Origin of the sequence: Halomonas koreensis, from assembly GCF_031451675.1 — a bacterium.
Lineage (GTDB): Bacteria > Pseudomonadota > Gammaproteobacteria > Pseudomonadales > Halomonadaceae > Halomonas > Halomonas koreensis.
Genome location: NZ_JARWAK010000019.1, coordinates 1 through 24,495 on the forward strand (window position 1 = coordinate 1; position 24,495 = coordinate 24,495).

The following is a 24,495-nucleotide window of genomic DNA, read 5'->3' on the forward strand; positions in this document are numbered from 1 at the left end:
AGGCCGGTACGGAGCGCAAGTGCAGCCGGGCTGCATGCCCGGCCGGCGGGGTTCAGGCGGAGATATTGTCCAGCACCTTGAGGGTCGGCTCGGCCTGGTTGAGGCCGGTACGGAGCGCAAGTGCAGCCGGGCTGCATGCCCGGCCGGCGGGGTTCAGGCGGAGATATTGTCCAGCACCTTGAGGGTCGGCTCGGCCTGGTTGAGCGTGTAGAAGTGCAGCCCCGGCGCGCCGCCGTCGAGCAGCCGCTGGCACAGCCGCGAGATGACCTCCTCGCCGAAGTCGGCGATGGCCTGGCTGTCGTCGCCGTAGGCCTCGAGCTGCTTGCGGATCCAGCGCGGGATCTCGGCGCCGCAGGCGTCGGAGAATCGCGCCAGCTTGGCGTAGTTGGTGATCGGCATGATGCCCGGCACGATCGGCGCCTCCACGCCCAGGGCGCGGGCCCGCTCGACGAAGTGGAAGTAGGCGTCGGCGGTGAAGAAGTACTGGGTGATGGCGAGATCGGCCCCGGCCTGCATCTTGCGGGCGAAGTTCGTCAGGTCGTGCTCGAAGCTCGGCGCCTGGGGATGGGACTCCGGATAGGCGGCCACCGCGATCTCGAAGTGATCGCCGGTCTCCTCGCGGATGAACTCGACCAGCTCGTTGGCGTAGCGCAGCTCGCCGATGCCGCCCATGCCGGACGGCAGGTCGCCGCGCAGGGCCACCAGGCTGTCGATGCCCTCCTCGCGGTACTGGGTCAGCAGGTCGCGCAGCGCCGCCTTCTCGCTGCCGATGCACGACAGGTGCGGCGCGGTGGTGAAGCCGGACTCGCGCACCGAGCGCACGGTGTTCAGGGTGCGATGCTGGGTCGAGCCGCCGGCGCCGTAGGTCACCGAGAAGAACCGCGGGCGACGCTCCGCCAGGGCATCCCGGGTGCGCATCAGCTTGTCGCGCCCCGCCTCGGTGTTGGGCGGGAAGAATTCGAAGCTGATCCCCAGCGGGTGCTCTTGTGCGCTCATCGGTCCGGTCCTCCTGAGGGAGCGGTGAAGGGGGCGCCGCCGGCGTCCGGCGACGGGCTGATGGCGACATTGTGACCAGCCCCGGGCGCGGCGACCAATGAAAGTTTCGTCATTCTGCATCGATTTCTTTCATATAAAAACCCCGCCGCTAATAACCAATGATACTAAGAGCCCGGCGCGACGCCTGACAGCCTCGATCCGGGCAGGCATCATGAGGCCCCGCTCGACAAGGAAGGCGACGCATGAACCTCGATCCCGACACCCTGATGGGCCCGCTGTGGACGCTGCTGGCCTTCGTCGCACTGGGCTGGCTGGCCGCCCGCCGGCTGGCCGTCGACCCGCGTCCCATCGCCACTCTGCTGATCTACTTGATCGCCCCGCTGACCTTCTTCCGCGGCCTGATCCAGGGCGGGCCGACGCCGGCCTACCTGCTGGTCACCGCGGCGCTGTTCGTCGCGGCCGGCCTGGTGGCGCTGGCGATCAGCCGGCTGGCCCGCCGCACCCTGCCCGACGAGGAGGCCGCGGTGCTGGCCTTCTCCTCCGGGACCGGCAACACCGGCTACTTCGGCCTGCCGGTGGCGCTGGTGCTGCTGCCGCCGACGGGCGTGACCCTCTACCTGTTCGGGGTGCTGGGCATCACCCTCTACGAGTTCACCCTGGGCTTCTACCTGAGCGCCCGCGGCCGCTTCTCGATGCGCGACAGCCTGATCAAGATCCTGCGCCTGCCGCTGATCTACGCCTTCCTGGCGGCGCTGGCGGTGGAGGGCGCCGGGCTCGCGCTGCCGGCGGCGGTCCTGGAGGGCCTGGAGGTCTTCCCGCCCACCTACACCCTGCTCGGCATGATGATCATCGGCATGACCCTGGGGCGGGTGACCATTCGCCAACTGGATTGGCGCTTCATCGGCGCCTGCGTGGCGGTGCGTTACGTCCTCTGGCCGCTGCTGGCACTGGGGGCGGCGTGGGGCCTGCAGGCCACCCTGGGGATCGCGCCGGAGCTGGCCATGGCGCTGCTGCTGATCGGCGTGGTGCCGATGGCCGCCAACGTGGTGGTGGTGGCCATGGAGCTCGGCATCGCCCCGGAGAAGGGCGCCCTGGCGGTGCTGCTGACCACCCTGGCCGCCCCCCTGCTCATTCCGCTCTACCTGGGCTGGATGCGGCCCCTCGTCGGCGGCTAGCCCAGCTCCGGCGCCACCAGCACCCGGCCCGCGGCGGGCCGGGCCCTGAGCCGCTCGACATAGGCCACCAGTTCCGGCGTCTCGGCGAGGAAGGCCTCGGCGGCCGGCAGCCCGACGAGATAGTCGAGCATCGGCGCGGCGATGGCGTCGGCGATGGAGAAGGCGTCGCCCACCAGGTAGGCGCCGCCGGCCAGCTGTCCCTCCAGCAGGCCCAGCACCCGGGCCACCTCGGGCTGGGCTGCGGTCACCGCCTCCTCGCGCACGGCGCCGCCCTCGCCCTGCGGGAACACGAACTCCAGCAGGTAGCGCCGCACAAGGGCCTGATCCACGTAGCCGGCCAGCAGCCCGGTCCACTGGTCCACCCGGGCCCGCGCCCAGGGATCCGCGGGCTGCAGGGCGGGCCCGTCGAAGGCCGCGTCCAGGTAGCGACAGATGCTCGGCGTCTCGATCAGGCGCCGCTCGCCGTGCAGCAGGATCGGGATCTTGCCGAAGGGATGCAGCGCATAGTGCTCGGGGGAATGCAGGGTAACGGGGCGGCCATCGACCTCGGCGCCCAGGGTGTAGGGGATGCCCTTCTCCTCGCAGCACAGCTGGACGCTGCGCACGAAGGTGCTGAACTGGGGGCCGACGATATGCACGGAGGCGGTCATCTCGGGACTCCTTCGGTGGGGGATGATGGCAGGCTAGTCCGCATCACCATATGTTCAAGAACATATGGTCACGAGATGCCATCCTGGCGGGATCAGCCACGAGGAGAATCGCCATGCCCTGGAGCGCCGATCACAAGGTCCGGACTCGCCATCGCATCCTGGAGGCCGCCGCGACGCTGTTCACCCACCACGGCTTCACCGAAGCGAGCATCGATGACGTCATGCGCCACGCCGGCCTGACGCGCGGCGCCTTCTACGCGCACTTCGCCTCCAAGGGCGAGCTCCACGCCGAGTCGCTCCTCCACGCCGCCCGCTCCCAGGCTCACCGACTGGAGGGCGTCGCTCCCCGGGAACTCGCCCCCGGCTACCTGAGCCAGGCCCATCGCCAGGGAGAGGCCATCAACTGCCCCCTGGCCTGCCTGGTCAGCGATGTCGCCCAGCAGGACAAGCGGGTTCGCGACACCTACACCCGACTGTTCGCCGGCTTCGTGGCACGCTGCCAGGACGCCGATGCCTCATCACCCGATCGCGAGCGGACGCTGCAGCGGGCGGTGGCCCTGATCGGCGGCATGGCGATCGCCCGCACCCTCAGCGATGACACCCTGGCCGAGGAGGTCCTGGCGGCCTGCCGGGCCCAGGTGTCGCCGGAGGACGATGACTAGGAGGCACGCGCCGCCGCGGCGAGTACGTCCGTCGCCCCGGGCACGGCCGACGCCGCCATGACCGGCTCGTGCTCGATCACCTCCCCCCGCCAGTCGATCAGCTGCAGGTGGCCGTCCGGGGTCTCCAGCAGCGCCGTGCAGTGCTCCACCCAGTCGCCGTCGTTGCAGTAGAGCACCCCGTCCCGGCCCCGGAAGCCGGCCTTGTGGATATGCCCGCCGACATAGCCGTCCAGGCCTTCCCGGGCCGCCTGGTGCAGGGCCGCCTGCTCGAACTGGGCGACATAGCGCTGGGCCGCGCCAACCCGGCGCTTGAGCGCGCTGGCCAGCGACCAGTAGGGCAGCCCCAGCAGCGCGCGGGTGCGGTTGCACCAGCGATTGAGCGACAGCACGAACTGGTGCATGCCGTCCCCCAGCGCCAGCAGCCAGGGCGCGATGCGCACATGGGTATCGAACTCGTCGCCGTGGCTGACCAGCAGCCGCCGGCCGTCGGCGGTGGCGTGAATCGCGCGACGCTCGATGCGCACCCGATGCACCCTCAGCCCGCACAGCCGGCGCAGGGCGGCGTCATGGTTGCCGGGAATGTAGATGATCTCGCAGCCGCCGCGGGCCAGACGCAACAGGCGGGCGGCCAGGCGCTGCTGGTCCGGCGGCAGCACCGCCCGCTTGCGCATGGCCAGCAGGTCGATGATGTCGCCCACCAGGTAGAGGCGTTCGGGCCGTACCCGGCGCAGCAGGCTGGCCAGCAGCGCCGCCTGGCAGTCCCGGGTGCCCAGGTGGATATCGGAGACGAAGAGGGTGCGGGCGGTGAGGCGCGTCATGGGCCGATCTCCTGTCATGGCCGGACCAGCTTGCCGCACGGCCATGACAGCCGCTTGGCGGCCCCGTGACGCTTCGGTGACCCGCCTCAGGAGCCATCGGCATCGCGGGCGGCGCGATAGCGCGCCCGGGCATGGCGCTTGTGCACGTACATGGCGCTGTCGGCGCGCTGGATCAGGGCATCCAGGTCGCCCGCCCCCGCGTCCCGGGGGCTCGCCTCGGCCACGCCGACGCTGACGCTGGCCTCGTCCATGGCCGCCTCCCAGGGGGTGGCGGCCAGCGCCCCGGCGAGCCGCCGCCCCCGGGCCTCGCCGTCGGCCGCCGGCACGCCGGGCAGGATCATCAGGAACTCGTCGCCGCCCAGGCGACAGGCCAGCTCCCCGGGACGCAGCTGGTCGGCGATGCCGCCGGCCACGTGGCGGATCAGGCGATCGCCGCAGGCATGGCCGTGGGCGTCATTGACGACCTTCAGTCCGTCGATGTCGACCAGCAACACCGACAGCGGCAGGCCCCGTCGCCGACAGTCGTCCAGCGCCTCGCGCAGGAAGACCATGCCCCAGCGGCGGTTGGCCAGCTCGGTCATGACGTCATAGTTGGCCAGGTAGGTCAGCTCGCGCTGGCGGGCGGCCAGCGCCTGGTTGGCCCGGGTCAGCTCGGCGTTGCGCAGCCGCAGGGCCTGGCTCAGCGCGGCGGCGCGATGGAAGCTGTCGTAGCGCACGTAGGACAGCAGCGGCGAGATCAGCCAGCCGATGATCAGGAAGACGCCGCCCAGCCGCAGCAGGTCGCCGAGGCCGAAGGGGCTCCAGACCACGAAGCAGCTGGCGTAGGCCACCAGCATCACCAGGTTGTGCAGCAGCATGCAGCGCAGCCGCCAGACGCCCACCACCGGCAGCAGCACGAACATCGCCACCGCCTGGCTCTGGTTCCAGAAGAAGAAGGCATAGGGATCGGCGACCTGGGAGGCGCCCCAGGACAGATACAGCTGGGAGCCCAGCGCCCCGATCAGCAGGGCCCGCTCGCTGCGCGCCGGCCGCCGATACTGCCAGGCCAGGCAGGCGACCAGCAGCGCCACCGCCGAGAACCGGCCGGCCCACAGCGCCTGCCAGCGCTCCGGGACCATCCAGACATCGAACGGCAGGTAGCACAGCAGGCCGATCACCCCGCAGGCCAGCAGGGCGGCGTTCAGCCGCGCCTGCTGCTCGCGCTCCAGCGCCGTCGGTTCCGGCTTGCCCTCCACCGGTACCCTCCCGGGGCGACGACCGCCGCCCGCTGGCCGGGGATCAGTAGCGGTAGGCGTCGGGCTTGAAGGGGCCTTCCACCGGGATCCCGGTATAGTCCGACTGGGCCTCGCTGAGGCGCGTGACCACGCCGCCGAAGCCCTCCACCATGTAGCGCGCGACTTCCTCGTCCAGGTGGCGGGGCAGCACCGCGACGCCCAGGGCCTCGCGGCGGGCGGCGGCGTCGAGGTCGGCGAAGCGGCGCTCGTAGAGGTGCATCTGCGCCAGCACCTGGTTGGCGAAGGAGCCATCCATGACCCGCGACGGATGGCCGGTGGCGTTGCCCAGGTTCACCAGCCGGCCCTCGGCGAGCAGGATCAGGTAGTCGCGGCTGTCCGGGGCGTAGTCCCCGGGATCGCTGTCGCGGTAGACCTTGTGCACCTGGGGCTTGACCTCCTCCCAGTGCCACTGGCGGCGCATGTAGGCGGTATCGATCTCGCTGTCGAAGTGGCCGATGTTGCAGACCACGGCGCCGCGCTTCAGCGACTTGAGCATCGGCGCGTCGCAGGCGTCGATGTTGCCGGTGGCGGTGACCACCAGGTCGAGGCGCGACAGCAGCTCGCGGTCGATGCTCTCCATGCCGCGGTTGACGCCCTCGCGGTAGGGCGAGACCACCTCGAAGCCGTCCATGCAGGCCTGCATGGCGCAGATCGGATCGATCTCGGCCACCTTGACGATCATGCCCTCCTGGCGCAGCGAGGCCGCCGAGCCCTTGCCCACATCGCCGTAGCCCATCACCAGGGCCTGCTTGCCGGCCAGCAGGTGGTCGACGCCGCGCTTGATGGCGTCGTTCAGCGAGTGGCGGCAGCCGTACTTGTTGTCGTTCTTGGACTTGGTCACCGCATCGTTGACGTTGATCGCCGGCACCCGCAGCGTGCCGTCGCGCAGCATCTCCTGCAGGCGGTGCACCCCGGTGGTGGTCTCCTCGCTGATGCCGTGGATGGCCTCGAGCCGCTCGGGGCGCTGGTCGTGCAGCAGGGCGGTGAGGTCGCCGCCGTCGTCGAGCACCAGGTTCGGGGTCCAGCCGTCCGGCCCCTCCACGGTCTGCTCGATGCACCACCAGAACTCCTCCTCGGTCTCACCCTTCCAGGCGAACACCGGGATGCCGGCGGCGGCGATCGCCGCCGCGGCATGGTCCTGGGTGGAGAAGACGTTGCACGACGACCAGCGCACCGAGGCCCCCAGGTCGACGAGGGTCTCGATCAGCACCGCGGTCTGGATGGTCATGTGGATGCAGCCGGCGATGCGCGCCCCGGCCAGGGGCTGCGCCTCGCGATACTTGGCGCGGATCGCCATCAGGGCGGGCATCTCGGTCTCGGCGATGCGGATCTCCCGACGCCCCCAGTCGGCGAGGGCAAGGTCGGCGACCTTGTGGTCGGCGGCCTGGGGCGCGGAAACGGCGGGCTGGTTCATGCGTCACCTCTTTTCACGGCGAAAAGCGTGACCTTCACTATAGGCAGCCCGGAAAGCGGCGGACAATCAACGTTGCCGAGGCCGGAATCCGGCGATCCCGGCCTCGGCGAGCCGCGCCGCCAGGCGCCGCACCTCGGGATGCGAGAAGAAGTCGCCCAGCGCCTCGGCCCTCACCGCCCCCACGCCGGGCAGGGCCCGCCACTCGGCCGGGGAGCGCGCCGCCAGGGCCGACCACCCCGGCGCCGCCCCCGACTCCCAGCCGGGTGGCGGCCCCAGGGCCGCGAGCCAGGCGGCGAAGGGGCGGGAGCGGGCCGCGGCGAACGCCGACGCCAGCCGTGCGGCCCGCACCTCGCCGATGCCCTCCGCCGTGACCAGCGCCGCCGGCGAGAGCGCCAGCCAGTCGAGCAGGCCGTCCACCCGGCCGGCCGCCACCAGGGCCCGCCAGGTGCCCGGGCCCACTCCGGGGATGTCCAGCGCCCGCTCTCCGGACAGCCAGGCGAGACGGGCGAGGAACTGCCCCTCGCAGCCGGGCCGGGGATGCCAGCAGCTCAGCCGATGATGGGCATCCGGCCCCGGCGGCGTCACCGCGGCTCGCTCGGCGGCCCGCCAGGCCACGCCCTCGAGGCGCGGAATCGTCAGCCCGGCCAGGGCCACGACCACCCGATCCCCGGGACGGATGTCCAGCGCCTCCCAGCGTTCCAGGGAGCCGACGGACACGCGCCGCAGGGTGCGCCCGTCGAGCTCCACCGGCACCAGGTGCAGCAGCGGGGTGATGCGCCCGGTGCGGCCGACCGGGAAGGCCACGCCGCGCACCTCGGCGAGCGCCTCCCGGGGCGGGTGCTTCCAGGCCGCGGCCCAGCGCGGCGGCTCGGCGCGGCGGGCCGCGATGCCCGGCCGGCGGCCCTGCTTGAGCACCACCCCGTCGGTGGCGAAGGGCAGGGGGCCCCGATACCAGGCCTCGCGCCGGGCGCGCACCGCGTCGAGATCGCCGACGGGCCGGCTCCAGCGCGCGGTGTCGGGAAAGCCCAAGGCCTCGAGGCCCGCGAGGCGCTCCGCCATGGTCGAGGGCCCGTCCGGCCAGCCCCACACGAACAGGCCGATCCGTGCCGCCCGAGCCGCGTCGAGCCGCTCCCGGGCCAGCCAGCCGACCACGTCGCCGCGCGCCCCGGCACTGCCCGCCTCCGCCTGCACGTGATCGTCCAGGCGCCGGTAGAGTTCGCCCTGCAGCACCAGCCGTTCGGGGGCCGAGGCCGGCAGGCGCTCGGGCACCGCGGGGAGCCCGCGGGCCCGATCCGTCCAGTCCTGGCCACGTCGGCCGTCGCCGCGGCTGATGGCGCGCACCAGCCGACCGCCCTCGTAGACCAGGGTCACCGCCACCCCGTCCACCTTGGGCTGCAGCCAGACATCGTCGCGCCGCGCGAGCCAGGCGCGCACCGCCGCCCCGTCATCGAGCTTGGCGAGCCCGGCCTGGGGCACGGGGTGGACGAGCTCGCCGGCCGGGCCGGCCGTCGACGGTCTCGCCTCGCGGGCGAGGTCGGGAAAGCAGTTTCGCCAGGCGTCGAGGCGGGCGCCGGCCTGGTCGTAGACGGCGTCGCTCACCGGCGAGGTGCCCTCGCGGCGATAGGCGGCGTTCCAGGCGCTCAGGCGTGCATGGAGGGCGGCGAGCTCGCGTTCGGCGCGAACGGCCGTCCAGTCGGGGCAGTCGGCGGCGAACAGCGGCAGGGACACCGCCCAGAGGAGCAGGGCGAGGCGACGGCGCATGGCGGGCGCTCCCGGCAGGGGCCTACCGGGACCCTAGCAAAGGGCCCCGCCCGGCGATGCCGGGCGGGGCCCTCAGGCGGTGTGCGAGATCGCCGATCCGATCGGCCATCCCGCGGCGTACGGCTTAGAGGCCGGCGGCGTCGCGCAGCGCCTGGGCGCGGTCGACCTTCTCCCAGGGGAAGGCGGTGAAGGTCTCGGTGTGCTGCTCGCCCTGGGTGTCGGTCCAGGTGTAGCTGGTCTCGAAGGGCTCGCGGCCGAAGTGGCCGTAGGCCGCGGTCAGCCGGTACATGGGATGCAGCAGGTCGAGCATGCGGGTGATGGCGTTGGGCCGCAGGTCGAAGTGCTCGCGGACCAGGGCGACGATGCGCTCGTCGCTGATCTTGCCGGTGCCGAAGGTGTTCACCGACACCGAGGTCGGCTCGGCGACGCCGATGGCGTAGGACACCTGGATCTCGCAGCGCTCGGCCAGGCCCGCGGCGACGATGTTCTTGGCCACGTAGCGGCCGGCGTAGGCGGCGCTGCGATCGACCTTGGACGGGTCCTTGCCGGAGAAGGCGCCGCCGCCGTGGCGAGCCATGCCGCCGTAGGTGTCGACGATGATCTTGCGCCCGGTCAGGCCGCAGTCGCCCACCGGCCCGCCGATGACGAACTTGCCGGTGGGATTGATGTGGTACTGGGTGGTGTCGGTCAGCCACTCGGCGGGGATCACCTGCTCGATCAGCTCGCGCTTGACCATCTCGCGCAGCTCTTCCTGGTCGATGTCCGGGTCGTGCTGGGTGGACAGCACCACGGCGTCCACGGCGCAGGGCTTGCCGTGCTCGTCGTAGCGGAAGGTCAGCTGGCTCTTGGCGTCCGGCCGCAGCCAGGGCAGCAGGCCGTGGTGGCGCAGCTCCGCCTGGCGCTCCACCAGGCGGTGCGAGTAGTGGATCGGCGCCGGCATGTAGGAGTCGGTCTCGTCGGTGGCGTAGCCGAACATCAGGCCCTGGTCGCCGGCGCCCTGGTCCTCGGGCTTGGAGCGGTCGACGCCCTGGGCGATGTCCACGCTCTGCTTGCCGATCAGGTTGAGCACGCCGCAGGTCTCGCCGTCGAAGCCGACGTCCGAGGAGGTGTAGCCGATGTCGGTGATCACCCGGCGCACCAGGTCCTCGAGGTCGACCCAGGCGGAGGTGGTGATCTCGCCGGCCACGATGGCCACGCCGGTCTTGACCATGGTCTCGCAGGCCACCCGGGCGTTCTTATCCCGGGCGATGATGGCATCGAGCACCGCGTCGGAGATCTGGTCGGCGATCTTGTCCGGGTGCCCCTCGGACACGGATTCGGAGGTGAACAGGGAGTATTCGCTCATGGCGTCCTCGACCCTCTGGCAAGTGGGATGACGGCGTCTGGGCTCGAAGCCAGGGTAATGGAGTGGCGCAGGCCCGCGAGGCGGGAGACGGCGCGCCATGGCCCGGGGACGGACCGGCTGGGGGCGGATTCTACACCCTCGCCGCGCGGCTTCCTAGCGGCTCCCCGCCCGGCACACACCGCTGCCGAAGCCCCAGGGCCTGGATGCGTGGCGCGCCGTCCTCGCCGGCGTCGACCTCGAGCCGGACATCGAACAGCGGTTCGAGGTGATCGGCCGTCAGGCAGCTCCCCGCCGGCCCCGCCAGCCGACAGCGGCCCTCCTTCAACAACCAGCACCGATCGGCGAAGCGCGCCGCCAGGTTGAGGTCATGCAGCGCCAGCAATACGGTGCGTCCGCTGTCCGCCTCCGCACGCAGCCACTCCAGCACCCGCAGCTGCTGATGCAGGTCCAAGGCGCTGGTGGGCTCGTCCATCATCAATATCCGGGGACGACGCACCACGGCCTGGGCGATGGCCACGCGCTGGTACTGCCCCCCGGACAGGCTGGCGAGCCGCCGCCCCGCCAGGGCCTCGAGGCCCATGCCGGCGAGCGCCGCCTCGACCCTGGCCAGATCCGTAGGGCGCACGCGCCCGGGATGCAGCGTCTTGTACGAGAGCAGCACCGCCTCGTGCACGCTCAGCGCCGCCTGGCTGTTCCCCAGCTGGGGCAGGTAATAGAAGGCGTCGCGCCGTTCGGCCGCAGGCAGGGTCGCCAATTCCCGCCCCCCCAGGCTCGCTTCCAGCCTGGCCGGCTCGATGCCGGCCAGGGCCTTGAGCAGGGTCGACTTGCCGGCGCCGTTGGGCCCCAGGAGCACCGTCACGGCCCCGGCGGGCGCCGCCAGAGGCCCTTCAATGGCCAGACGGCCGTCGAGGGCGACGGACTGGACGAGCAGGTCATCATCGTGCATCAGGATGGCCTCCGGCGGCGCAGGATCAGCAGGAAGAAGGCGGGGAGCCCCGCCAGCGCGGTGATGATGCCGATGGGCAGCACCAGCCCCGGCACCACCAGCTTGCTGGCCAGGTCGGCGACGCACATCAGCGTGGCGCCGCACAGGGCCGACAGCGGCAGGAAGTGGCGCTGCTGCTCCCCCACCAGCAGCCGGGCCATGTGCGGCGCCACCAGCCCGACGAAGCCGATGGTCCCCACCGCCGCCACCACCACGGCGGTCAATAAAGCCATGGCCGCCAGCATGCCCAGACGCAGCCGGGCCACCCGCACACCCATGGCCTGCGCCTGAATGCCGCCCAGGCGCAGGGCACCGAGCTGCCAGCCCAGCCGGCGACTCACTATCAGGGTGCCCGCCAGGACGGCGGCGATGAGGCCGAGCTTGAGACCGCTGGGCCGGGATAGGCTGCCCAGCGACCAGAACACCAGCTGCTGCAGGGCGTCCGGGGAGGCCAGGTACTGCAGCAGGCCGAGCAGGGCATTGAAGGTGAACATGGTGGCGATGCCCAGCAGCACCAGGGTATCCAGCCCCACGCCCCGCAGGCGACTGAGCAGGTGAATCATGCCCGCCGCCAGCAGGCTGAAGACGAAGGCATTGCCGGCGGCGGCGAGATGCCCTGCCAGTGGCAGCAGGCTGATCCCGGCCACCACCGCCAGGGCGGCGCCGAAGCTCGCCGCCGAGGCCAGGCCCAGGGTGAAGGGATCGGCCAGGGGGTTGTCGAGCACGGTCTGCATCTGGGACCCGGCCACCGCCAGCCCGGCCCCGGCCAGCACGGCCAACAGGGCCGTGGGCAAGCGAATCTGCCACAGGGTGATGCGCACCAGGGGGCCGGCCTGCTCCGGGGTCACCAGGGCCTCGAGCACCTGACCCGGGGGATGCTTACCCGGGCCAAGCAACAGGTCGGCCATGAAGGCGACCAACAGCATACCCAGCCCGGCCAGCAGCCAGGCCCGGTGGCGGGCCTCCTGGCGCCGAAAGCTCTCGGCCGGGGCGGGACGGACTTCGGAAACGGCGGCCTCGAGGCTCATGGTGCCGCCTCCCCGAGGGCGGCCCAGACGGCTCCCTCCACCGGCAGCGGCAGGAAGTCGTCGTGCAGGCGGCGCCACAGCGCCTCGGGATCCAGGTCGGCCATGGCCTCGGGATGCAGCCACTTGGCCAGGCGCTGCACCGCCACGAACTGATAGGGCGTGTTGTAGAACTGGTGCCAGAGCGCATAGACGCGCCCTTCACCCACGGCGGCCAGCTCGGACCAGCCCAGGCGCGACTCGGTCAGGGCGCGCATGGCCGCCTGCGCCGACGCGTGAGAAGCGTCATAGCCCATGGGCACCGCCGCCTCGCTCAGGGCCTGCCAGTCGCCGCCGGTCATGACGATGACCTCGGGGTCCTCGGCCAGCACCCATTCGGGATGCAGGCGACCGAAGACGCCGGGGATCCGCTCGGCGGCGATGTTGTCGCCGCCGGCCAGGCGCACCACCCGCCCCAGGTTATCGTCGCCGACGCTGCGGCAACATTCCGGATGCAGTCCGGCAGCCGTCTCCACCAGCACCCGGGGCCGGCGGTCGGGCAGCCGGGCCGCCACAGCCTCCAGGCTCTCCCGGCGCAGGGCCAGCAGGGCCTCGGCGCGGTCCTCGGCGGCGAACAGCCGGCCGAGCAGGCGCACGCTCGGTGCCATGTGGCGGTCCGGTTCGGTCAGGAAATCGACGAACAGCACCGGGATGCCCGCCGCCTCCAGCACCGCCAGGGCCGGGCCGTCGCGCAGGGCGGACCAGGCGGCCAGGTCGAAGACGATGGCGTCGGGATCGAGGGCCAGGGCCTGCTCGAGGCTGAACTCGCCGTTGGCCGCCTTGCCGAAGGTCGCCAGGGACTCCGCCTGGGGGAAGCGTGCCCGATAGCGAGCCCAGACATCGCCGTCGAAGCGCCTGAGTTCGTCCCGCCAGCCCACCAGGGGTGCGAAGGGGGCCTCGGGTCGCAGGGCGGCCAGGGTGTAGAGCAGGCGGCCTTCGCCGAGGATCACTCGCTCTGCGCCGTGGGGAATGGTGACCTCGCGGCCGGCCAGGTCGGTTACCGTGATCTCGTCGGCCGAGACACCACCAGGCAGCAGGATCCACAAGAGCAACCACCCCAGGACCGGCCAGATCGGCGGAGAGCGGTGTGTCGGACGGGGCGAGACGTGGGGGGGCATCGCGACTCCGGAAACTGGTGATGCTGACAGGAGAATGCCCCGCACGCGGCTGACCGCGTGCGGGGCGAGTTCGGGAGGCCTAGAAGGTCACGTCCAGCCCCAGGCTGTAGGCACGGCCGGGCAGCGGCACCCGCCCCACGGGGCTCACGTCCACGCCGCGGAAGAAGGCGTCATGGTCGGTGAGGTTGTGCACGCCCAGGGTCAGGCTGGCATCGGCGGCCACCGGCAGCCGGTAGGCGAGGCTGGTGTCCACCTGCCAGTAGTCGGGCAGCTCGCCGGCGCTGCCGTCTGCCGTCTCCTCCTCGGTGTTGGCGGCATCCGAGAAGCTCTCGGCCACGTAGCGGCCGTTCAGGTTCCAGGTCCAGTCGCCCCGGGTCCAGCCGGCATGCAGGTTGAGCAGATGTTCCGGCGCGTTGGGCACCTCGTTGCCGGCATGCTGGCCGTCGCGCTGCTCGGTATCGAGCCAGGTCCAGGTCCCTTCCAGGCTCAAAGGCGCACCGGCAGGCGCCCAGGCCAAGCGGGTCTCCAGCCCCTGATAGCGGGTGCGGCCGAGGTTCTTCAGGCTGTTGTCCGGCTGCTTGACGATCTGGTCCTCGTAGTCGATCAGGAAGCCGGTGGCCTCGGCCTGCCAGGCGCCGGCGGTGAAACGCGCCCCCAGCTCGTGGTTCCAGGCGGTCTCGTTGGCCACATCACCGGGGTTGGTGACCTGGGCCAGCTGCACCGGCGTCAGGGAACGCTGGCTGGTCGCGAAGAGGTACCAGGCATCGCTGGCCTCGAAGCCAACGGTCAGGCCCGGCAACCATTCCTCGGCGAGGTTGTCGTCCTCATCGCTGCCCAGGGCGTCCTCGAAGTCCATCTCGGCGTGCTCGTAGCGCAGGCCCGGCGTGACGGTCCAGCCGCTGTCGCCGATCCGCCAGGTATCGCTGACGTAGGCCGCCACGGCCCGGGTCTCGAAGTCCCAGCGACGCACCTCGCTGGTGGTGGCGGTGGCCAGCTCCCGGCGGTTGACGTCGAAGTCGACGCTCTCCTCCAGGTAGCGGGCGCCCAGCATCAGCGTATGGTCGCCGTGGCGCAGGGCCAGGCGCGGCTCGCTGGCCCAGACACGGAAGGGCCGGGGCGAGTCGGCCACATGGGTGGTGGGCGCGGCCGGATCGGCCCAGTGGAAGCCCGTGCCCAGGCTCTGGCCGAACCAGAAGGTGCGGTCGCTGTGATGGCCGAAGTGGCGCCAGCTGAAGTCGATGTCCTCGCTGGGCTGCCAGCGCCAGGTCAGGTTACCCCGCCAGGTGTCGGCCTCGAAGCGGTCGTGGGGCCGTTGAGAGTCGCTGCGATCGCGCTCGTAGGCCTCGGGCGACAGGGCTCCGGGCAGCTCGGCGTCGACGCCATAGTACTGCAACTGACCGGTCAGGGTATGGGCCTCGTCAAGCGCCAGCTCGCCGTCGACGATGAAGTTGTCGACTTCGGTGTCGCTGTGCTCGCGACTCCCCTCGCCGCGTACCAGGTTGGCCTGGATCTGTAGCCCCAGGCGCTCGCTGACCTGGCCGCCGACGCGGACGTAGCTGTCGGTCAGTACATGGCCGGTGGCCTCATCCACGGTCAGCCGCTCGCGCAGCTGGGTCTCGGCCTCGTAGGGGATGCCGCGGGTGACGAAGTTGAGCACGCCGCCGACGTTGTTGGGGCCATAGGGGACCGCGGCCCCGCCCCTCACCACGTCCACGCGCTCCAGGGTGGGCAGGGTCACGGGGAACAGCGAGACGCCGATGTTACTGTAGGGCCCCAGGGCCGCGGGGATGCCATCGACCAGGATCTGCACCCGCTCGCTGCGCCGGGGAGACAGGCCCCGCACCCCGATGTTGGGCAGGATCCCGGTGCCGGTCTCGTCCTGGACATGCACTCCCGGCACCCGCGCCAGGGCATCCTCGAGATTGCGCACCTCGCCCGCTTCCAGGGTTTCCTCTCCCAGGGCCTGCCGTCCGCCGGGCGTGGTGCGAGGATCCGCCTGGGTGGCGCCCAGCCAATCGCTGGACACGACCAGGGTGTCGAGGGCGAGGTCCTCGGTGGCCCAGACGGGGGTGGTGCCGAGGGTAGCGCCCAACAGGGCGGCGGTGAGCGGCGCGAGCCGGAAGCGGGAATGCATGCCGTGTCCTTTTGGTAATGATTATCAACAATGGCGATGATGATATATAATTGGCGCCAATCTGCAAGGGAATTTGCCGGAGGAAATCATGACGGAGATCACGAGCAGCAACGAGATGGCCTGGCTGCAGGAGCAACTGCGCCTGGGCATGAGCGGCGGCCGCTTTCCGGCGGGCAGCTGGCTGCGCCAGGACGCCCTGGCCGAGCAATACGGCGTTAGCCGCTTCGTGGTACGTGGAGCCCTGGAGCGGCTGGCGGAGCTGGGCAGCATCGAGCACGTGCCCAATCGCGGTTACCGGGTGCGCCACTGGAGCCAGGAAGAGCGCGAGGAACTGACCGAGGCGCGACTGGTGATCGAACAGGCCATGGTGCCGCTGATGGTGGCGCGCAGGACGCCGGCCGGGCTGGCCGCGGCGCGGCGCGCCCTGCAGGACTTCGAGCACGCCGCCCGGGGCCGGGACGGCGTCGCCATGACGATGGCCAACCATGCCTTCCATCGCGCCCTGGCCGACCTGGCGGGCAATGCCGCCCTGGCGCGCCAAGTGAACTGGCTTCGCGAGCAGGGGCTGCGCGGGGCCGGTCCGGGCTGGCCCCAGGCCGGCGGCGTGGAGCGTAGCCTGGAGGAGCACCGCGAGATGCTGGCGGCGCTCGAGGCCGACGATCCCATCGCCTTGCAGGGAGTCATCCACCGCCACCTCACCGCATGGCGACAGCGCCCCCGTGTGGTGAAACAGGAGGACGCCGCCCGGCAGGGCGACGAGCCGGAGACCTGACCCAAACTGGCGCCAATCTCCTGGTGTAAGGCGGGGCGCGACCGGCGAATTTGAAGGCCGCGCCCCGTTCGGCGACAATAACCGCCCGAATTCGACCGCGCCGCCCCGTCCCGCGGCGCATCCCAGCCAGGATCCACGTCCGGCCACGCCCCCTGGCCAGACCGTGTCACCGCATACTATCTGCCGCAGGCGAGGAGCTGACCCCCATGCCGTCCCGTTTCGAACTGGCCAATGCCATTCGCGCCCTGTCCATGGATGCCGTCCAGAAGGCCAAGTCCGGCCACCCCGGCGCGCCCATGGGCATGGCCGACATCGCCGAGGTGCTGTGGAACGACTACCTGGAGCACAACCCGGCCGACCCGCACTGGCCCGACCGCGACCGCTTCGTGCTGTCCAACGGCCACGGCTCCATGCTGCTCTACTCCCTGCTGCACCTGACCGGCTACGACCTGGACCTGGAGCAGCTGCAGAACTTCCGCCAGCTGCACTCCAAGACCGCCGGTCACCCCGAGTTCGGCTACGCGCCGGGCATCGAGACCACCACCGGCCCGCTGGGCCAGGGCCTGGCCAACGCCGTGGGCATGGCGCTGGCCGAGCGCGCCCAGGCCGCCCAGTTCAACCGCCCGGGTCACGAGATCGTCGATCACTACACCTACTGCTTCCTGGGCGACGGCTGCCTGATGGAGGGCGTCTCCCACGAGGCCTGCTCCCTGGCCGGCACCCAGCAGCTGGGCAAGCTGATCGCCTTCTACGACGACAACGGCATCTCCATCGACGGCGAGGTCGAGGGCTGGTTCACCGAGGACACCGCCAAGCGCTTCGAGGCCTACGGCTGGCACGTGGTGCCCAACGTCGACGGCCACAAGCCGGAAGAGGTCAAGGCCGCCATCGAGCTGGCGCGCAGCCACGGCGACAAGCCCAGCCTGATCGTCTGCAAGACGGTGATCGGCTTCGGCGCCCCCAACAAGCAGGGCAAGGAAGAGTGCCATGGCGCCCCGCTGGGCGACGACGAGGTCGCCGCGGCCCGCCAGCAGCTGGACTGGCCCCACGCGCCCTTCCACGTGCCGGAGGACATCTACCAGGGCTGGGACGCCACCGAGGCCGGCCGTAGCCGCCAGGCCGACTGGCAGGCGCGCTTCGACCGCTACGCCGAGGCCCACCCCGAGCTGGCCCGGGAGTTCCTGCGCCGCCAGAAGGGCGAGCTGCCCGCCGAGCTGACCAGCGAGGCGCTGATCGAGCAGGCCCAGGACAAGGCCGAGACCACCGCCACCCGCAAGGCCTCCCTGGCCTGCCTCAACGCGCTCGGCCCGCAGCTGCCCGAGCTGCTCGGCGGCAGCGCCGACCTGGCGCCGTCCAACCTGACCTTCTGGCAGGGCGCCGAGGCGATCTCCCCCGAGGCCCCGGGTGGCAACTACCTGCACTACGGGGTTCGCGAGTTCGGCATGGGCGCGGTCATGAACGGTATCGCCCTGCACGGCGGCTTCGTGCCCTACGGCGCCACCTTCCTGATCTTCATGGAGTACATGCGCAACGCCGTGCGCATGGCGGCGCTGATGGGTCAGCGGGCGATCTACGTCTTCACCCACGACTCCATCGGCCTGGGCGAGGACGGCCCGACCCACCAGCCGGTGGAGCAGCTGACCACCCTGCGCTCCACGCCCAACCTCTCCACCTGGCGCCCCTGCGACGCCGTGGAGACCGCCGCGGCCTGGGATGTCGCCATCAAGCGCCACGCCGGCCCCACCGCGCTGATCTTCTCTCGCCAGGGCCTGCCCCACCAGGCCCGCGACAAGCACCAGCTGGCCGAGATCCAGCGCGGCGGCTACGTGCTCAAGGACTGCGAGGCCACCCCCGAGCTGATCCTGATCGCCACCGGCTCCGAGGTCGGCCTGGCCATGGACGCCGCCGCCGCCCTGAGCGAAAGCGGCCGCCAGATCCGCGTGGTCTCCATGCCGTCCACCGATGTCTTCGACGCCCAGGACGCCGCCTACCGCCAGTCCGTGCTGCCCGCCGAGGTCGGCAACCGCATCGCCGTCGAGGCCGGCCACCGCGACTTCTGGTACAAGTACGTCGGCCTGGAGGGTCGCATCGTCGGCATGGACAGCTTCGGCGAGTCCGCCCCGGCCGGCGACCTGTTCAAGCACTTCGGCTTCACCGTGGACAACCTGGTGGCCGAGGCCGAGCAGCTGCTGGACGACGCCGCCGAGTGACGCGCTCCCCGGCGGGCGATCGCGCATGAAGAAGGGGGCACGGCGCAGGCCGTGCCCTTTTCATTGGCCTTGTGGCGTCACCCCACCGGGAGCCGGTGATGGCTTCCAGGCTCACCATGCCTCACTGGGGGACATCGAGGCGTCGCCAGGCGAAGAAATGATAGCCCCCTAAAAGCATTGTCGCCTGCCGGTTGCGCATCCGCTGTTCTTCGGGCTGCTTGTCGTGCAGCCCATAGGCAAACAGCAGTTCCACTTCTTCAGGTCGTGCAGGTGGCGCCGTTTCTCGTGTCCAGCGCCACCAGGCCTCGGCCATACGATACTCGTACTCGAGCGTCTGCCGAGCCTGGCGATGAGTCACGCCATCGCTCGATAGAAATAGCGCGCGAATCTGGCGGGCTTCCTGGTCAACTTCCTCCAGCCAACCCCACTGCGTTTCCAGGCGACCAAGGGCCTGCTCCGCCTCCGCGGCATCGGCTTCTATCTCGTGCCACTCGTCCGGGGAAGCGGTGAGTGAGGCGGTCGGCACGCCCAGTACACCGCTGGTCGTGCGATCAGGCAGGGCATCAAGCTGTGCCTCCAGCGCCGCACGAGTCGCCTGGTACTCCCGATAGCGATGAGCCAACCAGGCCAGATAAAGTTGGGCGTGCTGCCGGAAGTGCGCCTCGTTGGGGGACAGTGCACCATTGGCGAACCGCTCATAATGGCGACGCAGCGCCACTAGAGAGTGGCCACTCACTTCATCATTAAGGATAAAGAACGCTGCTGTGTCTGGATCTCGTTGATAGAGGGCTTCAAGGTCCGGGAAAGGTACCCCCGATGTCATGGCATTACGATACATGCGATGAAGCGCCGCCAGTGACAGCTCGGCACTGATCTTTTGCTCGTCTGGCTTCAGGCCGCCGCCGATATCCTCGCTGATCCCAGGCTGCAGGATTTCTCGCCAGTTATCCTGCAATGGCCCGAGGGGGCGACAGCGGCGATAGAAACGCCGCTCATGGGCGGCAATCAAGTGCAGCGCCCGACGGCAACCGAGGTGGAGTGGACCGCCATCATCGAGAACCGGCGTCAAGGGGTGGAACCAGTCCACGGGGCCAAGTTCGGGGTGCGTGCGATCGACACAGTCGAAGAGCCCCGCAAAGACGACCTGTATCTCGGCGCCCTCGAAATAATAACGTTCGCCCTCTTGCTCGCAGACCTCCTCCAGCAACTCGCGCACGAAGGCCTTGGCCAGGGCGGCACCGAAATCGAAACCGAAGACCGAGATCCGAATCGTGCCGAGCGGCATCTGGCTGTTGCGGGTCGCATCCTGTACAGCACCGCGAAACTGCTCGATGGCAGCCGCCTGGCGGGTCGCCGCACCACTCATCAATAGATTGGCTGCAATGGGGTGGTCGCGGATAGGTCCGAAGACCTCGGCACCGGTGCGAATGGCCGCATCTCGCGCGCTCTTGACCCACTCCCATGGCTTGGTTAGCGATGCCTTCCAGGAGCGACCGAAGACCTCCCACCAATGCCCCTGGCTACCGTCGTGGAGGGCCGTCTCGGCCATGGCCCCCAGGGTATTGGTGCCGATATGCCCGGAGACGGCAGTATCGATATCGGCAGGGGAACGCTGCAAAGCAGCTTCAAGGCCTTCGCTCAAAGTAGCTTGATGAGGCGTTCCTAGCCCGGATATATATACGGCTCGAAAAGCCTGCCCCTGCTTATCTCTGGCCTTACCGGGGAAGGCAGAAAATAGCCGGCCGATATTGCTAACGCGATTTTCCTGGAGATCCTGCTCCAGGTGGCGGCCCATGCCATCGAAGAAGAAACCCATTTCCAGGGTGAGCCGGCAGTCGGCGCCGATACGAAGAGATGACATGGCCTCGGCGCGGGCATTGAGCACCTGGCAGCGTTCCAGGGTCTGCTGATCAATCATCCTTGGGATACTCCCGCACCATCTGATCTGCCAAGGGCGAACTAAAACTTGGGCTCCAAACCAGCTCTACCTGATCGTCCGGCAGGAAGTGCACATGCAGGTAGCGGTCCTCCCGGGTGCGCTCCGGCATCGGCAGTGTCATTCTATGACGTTCCTGCTTATCCCCACGCTCAAATTCTTCTACGGTTCGCCCATATATCCATACCACCTCGGCTGTATCACCTTCGAAGGACCAGCAGCAAGACGTCTTCCCACCAAAGGGCCCCAAGTTCCCCCCCCAGTTATCGTTGACCCAATAGCTATAAATGGACCGGTCAATATAGCTGTGGCTTTGGAGAGTGCCACCCGTCGGCATGCGCAGAAAGCTGTACCAACCGATGTAAGCAAGCAGCGCCGCCACCCCCACCACCTGTACCCAGACAGGTACGTCTCGCAGTGCCCGCCGTATCATCCAACGCACCAGCATGGTCAATGCTCCTCCAGTGTCTGAAGGGATTCGAGCAGTGTTTTCGCGCTACAGGCCGCCTGTTCAATACCGTGTTTCATCGAGTCGCTATGCAAGAAGCTTTCCCCTTTCTCCAACCAGAGGTAGACATACACTCTGCGATCCTCGGGGCGTAATAGCTGTGCCTCATCGGCGGCCGCAAGAGCGTTGGCCACCCGTCCGGGACGGTCACAGGGGCAGATATCCCCGAACAGCTCCGGCATCTCGCTCACGAAATGTGCGGTCAGTGTCATGACTTCGGTGTTGCCGGTGAGCGCATCCCAAAGCGACGCATCACACTCGAGACGCCAGGCATCATGCCTTCGTCCATCATCCGGCAGGCCGTCTAGGTATTGCCAGCCACCCGGTTGAGCCCGATACCACCAGCGTTCGATGCCGTTGAAGAGATCGCGATGCCAGGACCATGTCGCTCGCTCATGGAGGGCCTGGATGATCGAGGGCGAATAGAAACGCAATAACCAGGCTTTCCCCTCGGGCGACAACACCGTCATGGCCGGTGCCAGTTGGCTGGCTAGCGCAGGTTCTGGCAGGGCGCTCTCGATCCATGCCATCAAGCCACACCCCATCGCTTGCAGACCTGGCCAATCTGCTTCCTCGGCATTCGACAGCGCCATCAGCCAGGGGCCCTCCCTGATCAAGTGCTCCTGCTGGGTCCCTCGTATCAGTGGCCAATAACTCCCGCCGGCCGCTTCGACCAGCGCCGTCCGCGTTTCCCCCGACAGCGCGCCCATTTCGATCAAGGCATAACGGTTGCCTACCCAGGAGTCCTGGCCATTCCACCAGTCATCGGGCATCAGGCCAGTACTCATGTCCCATCTCCCGGTATCAGGAATTGCCCCTCGGCGAGGGCCTTCTTCCAGCATTCCTCGCATATATCAGGCGGCACCAGCGTGGAAGCCAATGTGGCCTCGCGCTGACTGGGGTCGATTCGCTCGTGATGCTCGGCGATGGCCTCGCCCGGCCGCAGCGGCGCCTGGGCGCCCTGCCCCGTGCCGCTGCCGGGGCTGCCGCCGGCGTTGACCTTGACGCTGGGCCCGACGAGGGTGATGCCGCCACCGTCGACCTTGAGGAAGCTGCCGCCGGCGGCCAGGGTCAGCTCGCTGCCGGCCTCCAGCACCACCTTCTGGCCGGCCTGGATGTGCAGCTCGCGGCCGCTCTCGGTGAGCCAGGCCTGGCCGGCGCTGAGGTGCAGGCTGCCGTCGACGGTCAGGTGCTGGGCGCCGTCGCTCTTCTCGCGCCGCTCGCCGTGCACGGTGAGGTGGTCGTCGCGGTCGAGCTCTTCGATGCGATCGCGCTTCACCTTGAGGTGGCTGTCGCGGCGGATCTCCTCGGTGCGGTCGTTCTCGGTCAGCAGCTCCAGGTCCTTCTGGGCGTGCACCCAGATCTGCTCCTGGTCGCGCTGGTCCTCGAAGCGCAGCTCGTTGAAGCCCTCGCCCTGGTGGGTCTGGGTGCGCAGCACGGTGCGCGTCTTGTGCTCCGGCAGCGGGTACGGCGGGGTGTTCACCGCGTGGTAGGTGCGCCCGGTGATCAGCGGCTGGTCCGGGTCGCCCTCGAGGAAGGACACGATCACCTCGTGGCCGATGCGCGGGATCGCCATCATGCCGTAGCCGCCCCCGGCCCAGCCCTGGCTGACGCGCAGCCAGGCGCTGGCGGTTTCATCCGGTGCCGCATAGCGGTCCCAGGGGAACTGGCAGCGCACCCGGCCGTGGGCGTCGCAGTGGATCTCCTCGCCCTCGGGGCCCACCACGAAGGCTACCTGGGGGCCGTCGACCCGCGGCTTGGGCCGGGGCACCGGGCGCCAGGCGGCGTCGTCCGGGGTCAGGCTCAGGGTGTTGTGATAGCGGGTCATGCCGTCACGATCCCCGGCGGTCACACCCACGGCGTCTTCCTGCAGCGCCTGGGGCTGCTCGCCCTCGTGGACCACCTTGACGACCTGCCAGCCGCGGTTGAACGCGTCCACGTCGTGGTCGGCCAGGATGAAGCGCGTGCCCGGGGCGAGCTCCGGCAGGTCGCTCTCGCCGGCCAGGGTCAGGGCGTCGCTTCTCAGGTGCTCCAGGCGATGGCGAGTGAAGGCCTGGCCCGAGGCGTCGGCCTTGTAGCGGCCCGGGTAGTCGTAGTGCTCGTAGTCCGCCCGCTGGCTGTGCTGCTCCAGCCCCTGGCCCTGGTGATCATGCAGCTGGGCATAGGCCGGCTGCTTGAACGAATAGTCCTTGAGCTGGGCGCGGGCCGGGCGCACCCGGGCGGTCTGGGTCAGCCGGCGCAGGTGACGCCGGGGCGCGCTGCCGCCGGCGCGGTGGTGATAGGGGCGCTCGCCGAGCGCGGCCAGCACCTGCGGGTCGTCGGCGAACACCAGGCGGTGGGCGCCGAGGTCGGCATCCTCGAACTCATGGAAGTAGAACAGCCCCTCCTCGGCGGCCAGGCGCTCGAGGAAGGCGAGATCGGTCTCGCGGTACTGCACGCAGTACTCGCGCTCGGCGGGCTCGCGGGTCACCGCGAAGGCCACATCACGCAGGCCGCGCTCCTCGCACAGGGTGTTGAGGATCGTCAGCGGCGAGACGCGCTGGAAGATCCGTGAGTTCTGGCGCAGCGAGAGCCGCCACAGCGACGGACGAATGACCGCCTCGTAGTGGCTGCGGCGATGGCCGCGGTCGCCGCGGCCGAACTCACTGATGATGCCGTGGACGCGGCGCTGGGCCACGCCGTCCTGCCACACGGTGAGGCTCGCCGGGCGGTCGAGCAGCGCCTCCGGCGCGAGGTCGCCGGCGCGGCTGGCGAAGCGCACCCGCAGGTGGAAGGGCGCCGACAGCGCCTCCTCATGGGTGAAGTCGATCACCGCCAGCTCGGCCTCGCCGGCCCCGGCGAGGCTCAGGGTGAACTGCAGTCCATTGGCCTGGGTCATGGCATCCCTCCTGGAGGCCGTGTCCGTTCCTGGTCCCGCCGGCGCGGAGTGGCCAACGGCAGGGGTAGGTTACGCGAGCGCGTCGCCGAGACAAGGCGTCGGCGGCATGCGTAAGCGATCGCTTACAAACAGAATAGGCAAACGCTGACGCATGCCGCCGCCAGGGCCGGGGCCCTGGCGGCGAACACGGTGCCCGCCGGCGCGAGCATTGGCTGGGGCATCGTCGGTGGCGCGAGGCCTTAGGCCTCGATCGGGGCGCGCCAGTCGTCGGCCCCGGAGGTGCCGGCGACGGTGTGCTCCCAGTCGATCTTGCGATAGGCCAGGGAGACGTCCATCAGCTGGGTGAACTCGGCGCTATCGGAGTCCTGGGCATGGGGCATGCGCAGGTTGATGTCGACGATGGTGGCGTCGGTCAGCGCGGTGGTGAAGAAGTGCTCCTGCTTGCCCTCCACGGAGGTGCGGTACCACTTCAGCTCGACGTTGGGCAGCATCTCGCCGGAGGCCAGGGCGTTGTACAGCAGCGGTACGGCCTTGTTCAGGGCCACGGTGAAGATGAACGGCTTGTGGGCGCGCTGGCCGGAGGGCTGGCCGGACTGCGGGTCGGTCGGCACGGTGACGATGTGCTTGAATTCCTGCACCAGCATCTCGTCCTCGTGGCCCTCGACGTAGATGTTGCCGACGGACTCGGGGGTGAAGGCCCCGGCGGTGATGTTGCCCTGGGTCTGGCCTTCGATGCTGATATAACACGGCGTAGGCATGGGTCTGCTCCTTGACGTTGAATGACGGTGTCCGATG

Annotated in this window: 20 protein-coding genes; 4 read left to right on the forward strand and 16 right to left on the reverse strand. The window is 69.8% G+C overall.

Features of this window, described 5'->3' with window-relative positions:
- Positions 1-153 precede the first annotated feature (153 nt).
- The gene (metF, locus tag QC818_RS16690; RefSeq protein ID WP_309653996.1) at positions 154-996 is read right to left on the reverse strand and encodes a methylenetetrahydrofolate reductase [NAD(P)H]; all 843 of its coding nucleotides are present in this window, start codon (positions 994-996) and stop codon (positions 154-156) included.
- 242 nt (positions 997-1,238) lie between these two features.
- Here metF and QC818_RS16695 point away from each other — a divergent pair, with 242 nt between their 5' ends.
- Positions 1,239-2,171, forward strand: coding sequence for an AEC family transporter (locus tag QC818_RS16695; protein ID WP_309653997.1), 933 nt, complete (start codon positions 1,239-1,241; stop codon positions 2,169-2,171).
- Here the strand turns inward: QC818_RS16695 and QC818_RS16700 are convergent.
- A complete protein-coding gene (locus tag QC818_RS16700) occupies positions 2,168-2,821 on the reverse strand; it encodes a glutathione S-transferase family protein (RefSeq protein ID WP_309653998.1) in 654 nt (217 codons plus the stop codon). The genes QC818_RS16695 and QC818_RS16700 overlap by 4 nt on opposite strands.
- 113 nt (positions 2,822-2,934) lie before the next feature.
- On the opposite strand from QC818_RS16700, the gene QC818_RS16705 reads away from it, so the two are divergent.
- The gene (locus QC818_RS16705) at positions 2,935-3,483 is read left to right on the forward strand and encodes a TetR/AcrR family transcriptional regulator (RefSeq protein WP_309653999.1); all 549 of its coding nucleotides are present in this window, start codon (positions 2,935-2,937) and stop codon (positions 3,481-3,483) included.
- Here the strand turns inward: QC818_RS16705 and QC818_RS16710 are convergent.
- The 9 genes from QC818_RS16710 to QC818_RS16750 all read right to left on the reverse strand — a co-directional run bounded on the left by QC818_RS16710 (position 3,480) and on the right by QC818_RS16750 (position 15,396).
- Entirely contained in the window at positions 3,480-4,301 is an 822-nt protein-coding gene (locus QC818_RS16710) for a UDP-2,3-diacylglucosamine diphosphatase (RefSeq protein ID WP_309654000.1), read from the reverse strand. The two genes, QC818_RS16705 and QC818_RS16710, sit on opposite strands and share 4 nt — an antisense overlap.
- 86 nt (positions 4,302-4,387) lie before the next feature.
- Positions 4,388-5,536 (reverse strand): GGDEF domain-containing protein, encoded by a 1,149-nt coding sequence (locus tag QC818_RS16715; RefSeq protein WP_309654001.1) that lies wholly within the window; start codon positions 5,534-5,536, stop codon positions 4,388-4,390.
- A 43-nt stretch (positions 5,537-5,579) separates the two neighbouring features.
- A complete protein-coding gene (ahcY, locus tag QC818_RS16720; protein ID WP_309654002.1) occupies positions 5,580-6,989 on the reverse strand; it encodes an adenosylhomocysteinase in 1,410 nt (469 codons plus the stop codon).
- 66 nt (positions 6,990-7,055) lie between these two features.
- Complete coding sequence (gene ligB, locus QC818_RS16725; protein ID WP_309654003.1) at positions 7,056-8,750, reverse strand: NAD-dependent DNA ligase LigB; 1,695 nt, start codon at positions 8,748-8,750, stop codon at positions 7,056-7,058.
- Between the two features lie 124 nt (positions 8,751-8,874).
- Positions 8,875-10,095 (reverse strand): methionine adenosyltransferase, encoded by a 1,221-nt coding sequence (metK, locus tag QC818_RS16730; protein ID WP_309654004.1) that lies wholly within the window; start codon positions 10,093-10,095, stop codon positions 8,875-8,877.
- A 130-nt stretch (positions 10,096-10,225) separates the two neighbouring features.
- Positions 10,226-11,041: an ABC transporter ATP-binding protein gene (locus tag QC818_RS16735; protein WP_309654005.1), complete on the reverse strand. Its 816-nt coding sequence runs from the start codon at positions 11,039-11,041 to the stop codon at positions 10,226-10,228.
- Positions 11,041-12,108, reverse strand: a complete 1,068-nt coding sequence (locus tag QC818_RS16740) for a FecCD family ABC transporter permease (RefSeq protein WP_309654006.1) — start codon at positions 12,106-12,108, stop codon at positions 11,041-11,043. The genes QC818_RS16735 and QC818_RS16740 overlap by 1 nt, the downstream gene beginning before the upstream one ends.
- Positions 12,105-13,190 carry an ABC transporter substrate-binding protein gene (locus QC818_RS16745; protein ID WP_309654007.1) on the reverse strand — a complete coding sequence of 362 codons (1,086 nt, stop codon included), beginning with the start codon at positions 13,188-13,190 and terminating at the stop codon, positions 12,105-12,107. Before QC818_RS16745 ends, QC818_RS16740 begins: the two co-directional genes overlap by 4 nt.
- A 151-nt stretch (positions 13,191-13,341) precedes the next feature.
- A complete protein-coding gene (locus QC818_RS16750) occupies positions 13,342-15,396 on the reverse strand; it encodes a TonB-dependent receptor family protein (RefSeq protein WP_309654008.1) in 2,055 nt (684 codons plus the stop codon).
- 88 nt (positions 15,397-15,484) lie between these two features.
- Between QC818_RS16750 and QC818_RS16755 the strand changes: the two genes are divergently transcribed.
- Together QC818_RS16755 and tkt are read left to right on the forward strand one after the other, a co-directional pair.
- The gene (locus QC818_RS16755; protein ID WP_309654009.1) at positions 15,485-16,168 is read left to right on the forward strand and encodes a GntR family transcriptional regulator; all 684 of its coding nucleotides are present in this window, start codon (positions 15,485-15,487) and stop codon (positions 16,166-16,168) included.
- A 206-nt stretch (positions 16,169-16,374) separates the two neighbouring features.
- Positions 16,375-18,378, forward strand: a complete 2,004-nt coding sequence (gene tkt / locus QC818_RS16760) for a transketolase (RefSeq protein ID WP_309654010.1) — start codon at positions 16,375-16,377, stop codon at positions 18,376-18,378.
- A gap of 121 nt (positions 18,379-18,499) precedes the next feature.
- On the opposite strand, the gene QC818_RS16765 is transcribed toward tkt, so the two are convergent.
- The 5 genes from QC818_RS16765 to QC818_RS16785 all read right to left on the reverse strand — a co-directional run bounded on the left by QC818_RS16765 (position 18,500) and on the right by QC818_RS16785 (position 24,458).
- On the reverse strand, positions 18,500-20,296 hold the full coding sequence (locus QC818_RS16765) for a DUF2235 domain-containing protein (RefSeq protein ID WP_309654011.1): 1,797 nt from the start codon (positions 20,294-20,296) through the stop codon (positions 18,500-18,502).
- On the reverse strand, positions 20,289-20,762 hold the full coding sequence (locus tag QC818_RS16770; RefSeq protein WP_309654012.1) for a DUF3304 domain-containing protein: 474 nt from the start codon (positions 20,760-20,762) through the stop codon (positions 20,289-20,291). The genes QC818_RS16765 and QC818_RS16770 overlap by 8 nt, the downstream gene beginning before the upstream one ends.
- 2 nt (positions 20,763-20,764) lie before the next feature.
- Complete coding sequence (locus tag QC818_RS16775; protein WP_309654013.1) at positions 20,765-21,610, reverse strand: DUF4123 domain-containing protein; 846 nt, start codon at positions 21,608-21,610, stop codon at positions 20,765-20,767.
- Positions 21,607-23,700 carry a type VI secretion system Vgr family protein gene (locus tag QC818_RS16780; RefSeq protein ID WP_309654014.1) on the reverse strand — a complete coding sequence of 698 codons (2,094 nt, stop codon included), beginning with the start codon at positions 23,698-23,700 and terminating at the stop codon, positions 21,607-21,609. Before QC818_RS16780 ends, QC818_RS16775 begins: the two co-directional genes overlap by 4 nt.
- A gap of 239 nt (positions 23,701-23,939) precedes the next feature.
- Positions 23,940-24,458, reverse strand: coding sequence for an Hcp family type VI secretion system effector (locus QC818_RS16785; RefSeq protein ID WP_309654015.1), 519 nt, complete (start codon positions 24,456-24,458; stop codon positions 23,940-23,942).
- Positions 24,459-24,495: the final 37 nt, after the last annotated feature.

Bases quoted from the DNA above. Each gene is read 5' to 3' on its own strand.
- metF (WP_309653996.1), bottom strand. From the start codon at position 996: ATGAGCGCACAAGAGCACCCGCTGGGGATCAGCTTCGAATTCTTCCCG.
- QC818_RS16695 (WP_309653997.1), top strand. From the start codon at position 1,239: ATGAACCTCGATCCCGACACCCTGATGGGCCCGCTGTGGACGCTGCTG.
- QC818_RS16700 (WP_309653998.1), bottom strand. From the start codon at position 2,821: ATGACCGCCTCCGTGCATATCGTCGGCCCCCAGTTCAGCACCTTCGTG.
- QC818_RS16705 (WP_309653999.1), top strand. From the start codon at position 2,935: ATGCCCTGGAGCGCCGATCACAAGGTCCGGACTCGCCATCGCATCCTG.
- QC818_RS16710 (WP_309654000.1), bottom strand. From the start codon at position 4,301: ATGACGCGCCTCACCGCCCGCACCCTCTTCGTCTCCGATATCCACCTG.
- ahcY (WP_309654002.1), bottom strand. From the start codon at position 6,989: ATGAACCAGCCCGCCGTTTCCGCGCCCCAGGCCGCCGACCACAAGGTC.
- ligB (WP_309654003.1), bottom strand. From the start codon at position 8,750: ATGCGCCGTCGCCTCGCCCTGCTCCTCTGGGCGGTGTCCCTGCCGCTG.
- metK (WP_309654004.1), bottom strand. From the start codon at position 10,095: ATGAGCGAATACTCCCTGTTCACCTCCGAATCCGTGTCCGAGGGGCAC.
- QC818_RS16735 (WP_309654005.1), bottom strand. From the start codon at position 11,041: ATGCACGATGATGACCTGCTCGTCCAGTCCGTCGCCCTCGACGGCCGT.
- QC818_RS16740 (WP_309654006.1), bottom strand. From the start codon at position 12,108: ATGAGCCTCGAGGCCGCCGTTTCCGAAGTCCGTCCCGCCCCGGCCGAG.
- QC818_RS16750 (WP_309654008.1), bottom strand. From the start codon at position 15,396: ATGCATTCCCGCTTCCGGCTCGCGCCGCTCACCGCCGCCCTGTTGGGC.
- QC818_RS16755 (WP_309654009.1), top strand. From the start codon at position 15,485: ATGACGGAGATCACGAGCAGCAACGAGATGGCCTGGCTGCAGGAGCAA.
- tkt (WP_309654010.1), top strand. From the start codon at position 16,375: ATGCCGTCCCGTTTCGAACTGGCCAATGCCATTCGCGCCCTGTCCATG.
- QC818_RS16765 (WP_309654011.1), bottom strand. From the start codon at position 20,296: ATGATTGATCAGCAGACCCTGGAACGCTGCCAGGTGCTCAATGCCCGC.
- QC818_RS16770 (WP_309654012.1), bottom strand. From the start codon at position 20,762: ATGCTGGTGCGTTGGATGATACGGCGGGCACTGCGAGACGTACCTGTC.
- QC818_RS16775 (WP_309654013.1), bottom strand. From the start codon at position 21,610: ATGAGTACTGGCCTGATGCCCGATGACTGGTGGAATGGCCAGGACTCC.
- QC818_RS16780 (WP_309654014.1), bottom strand. From the start codon at position 23,700: ATGACCCAGGCCAATGGACTGCAGTTCACCCTGAGCCTCGCCGGGGCC.
- QC818_RS16785 (WP_309654015.1), bottom strand. From the start codon at position 24,458: ATGCCTACGCCGTGTTATATCAGCATCGAAGGCCAGACCCAGGGCAAC.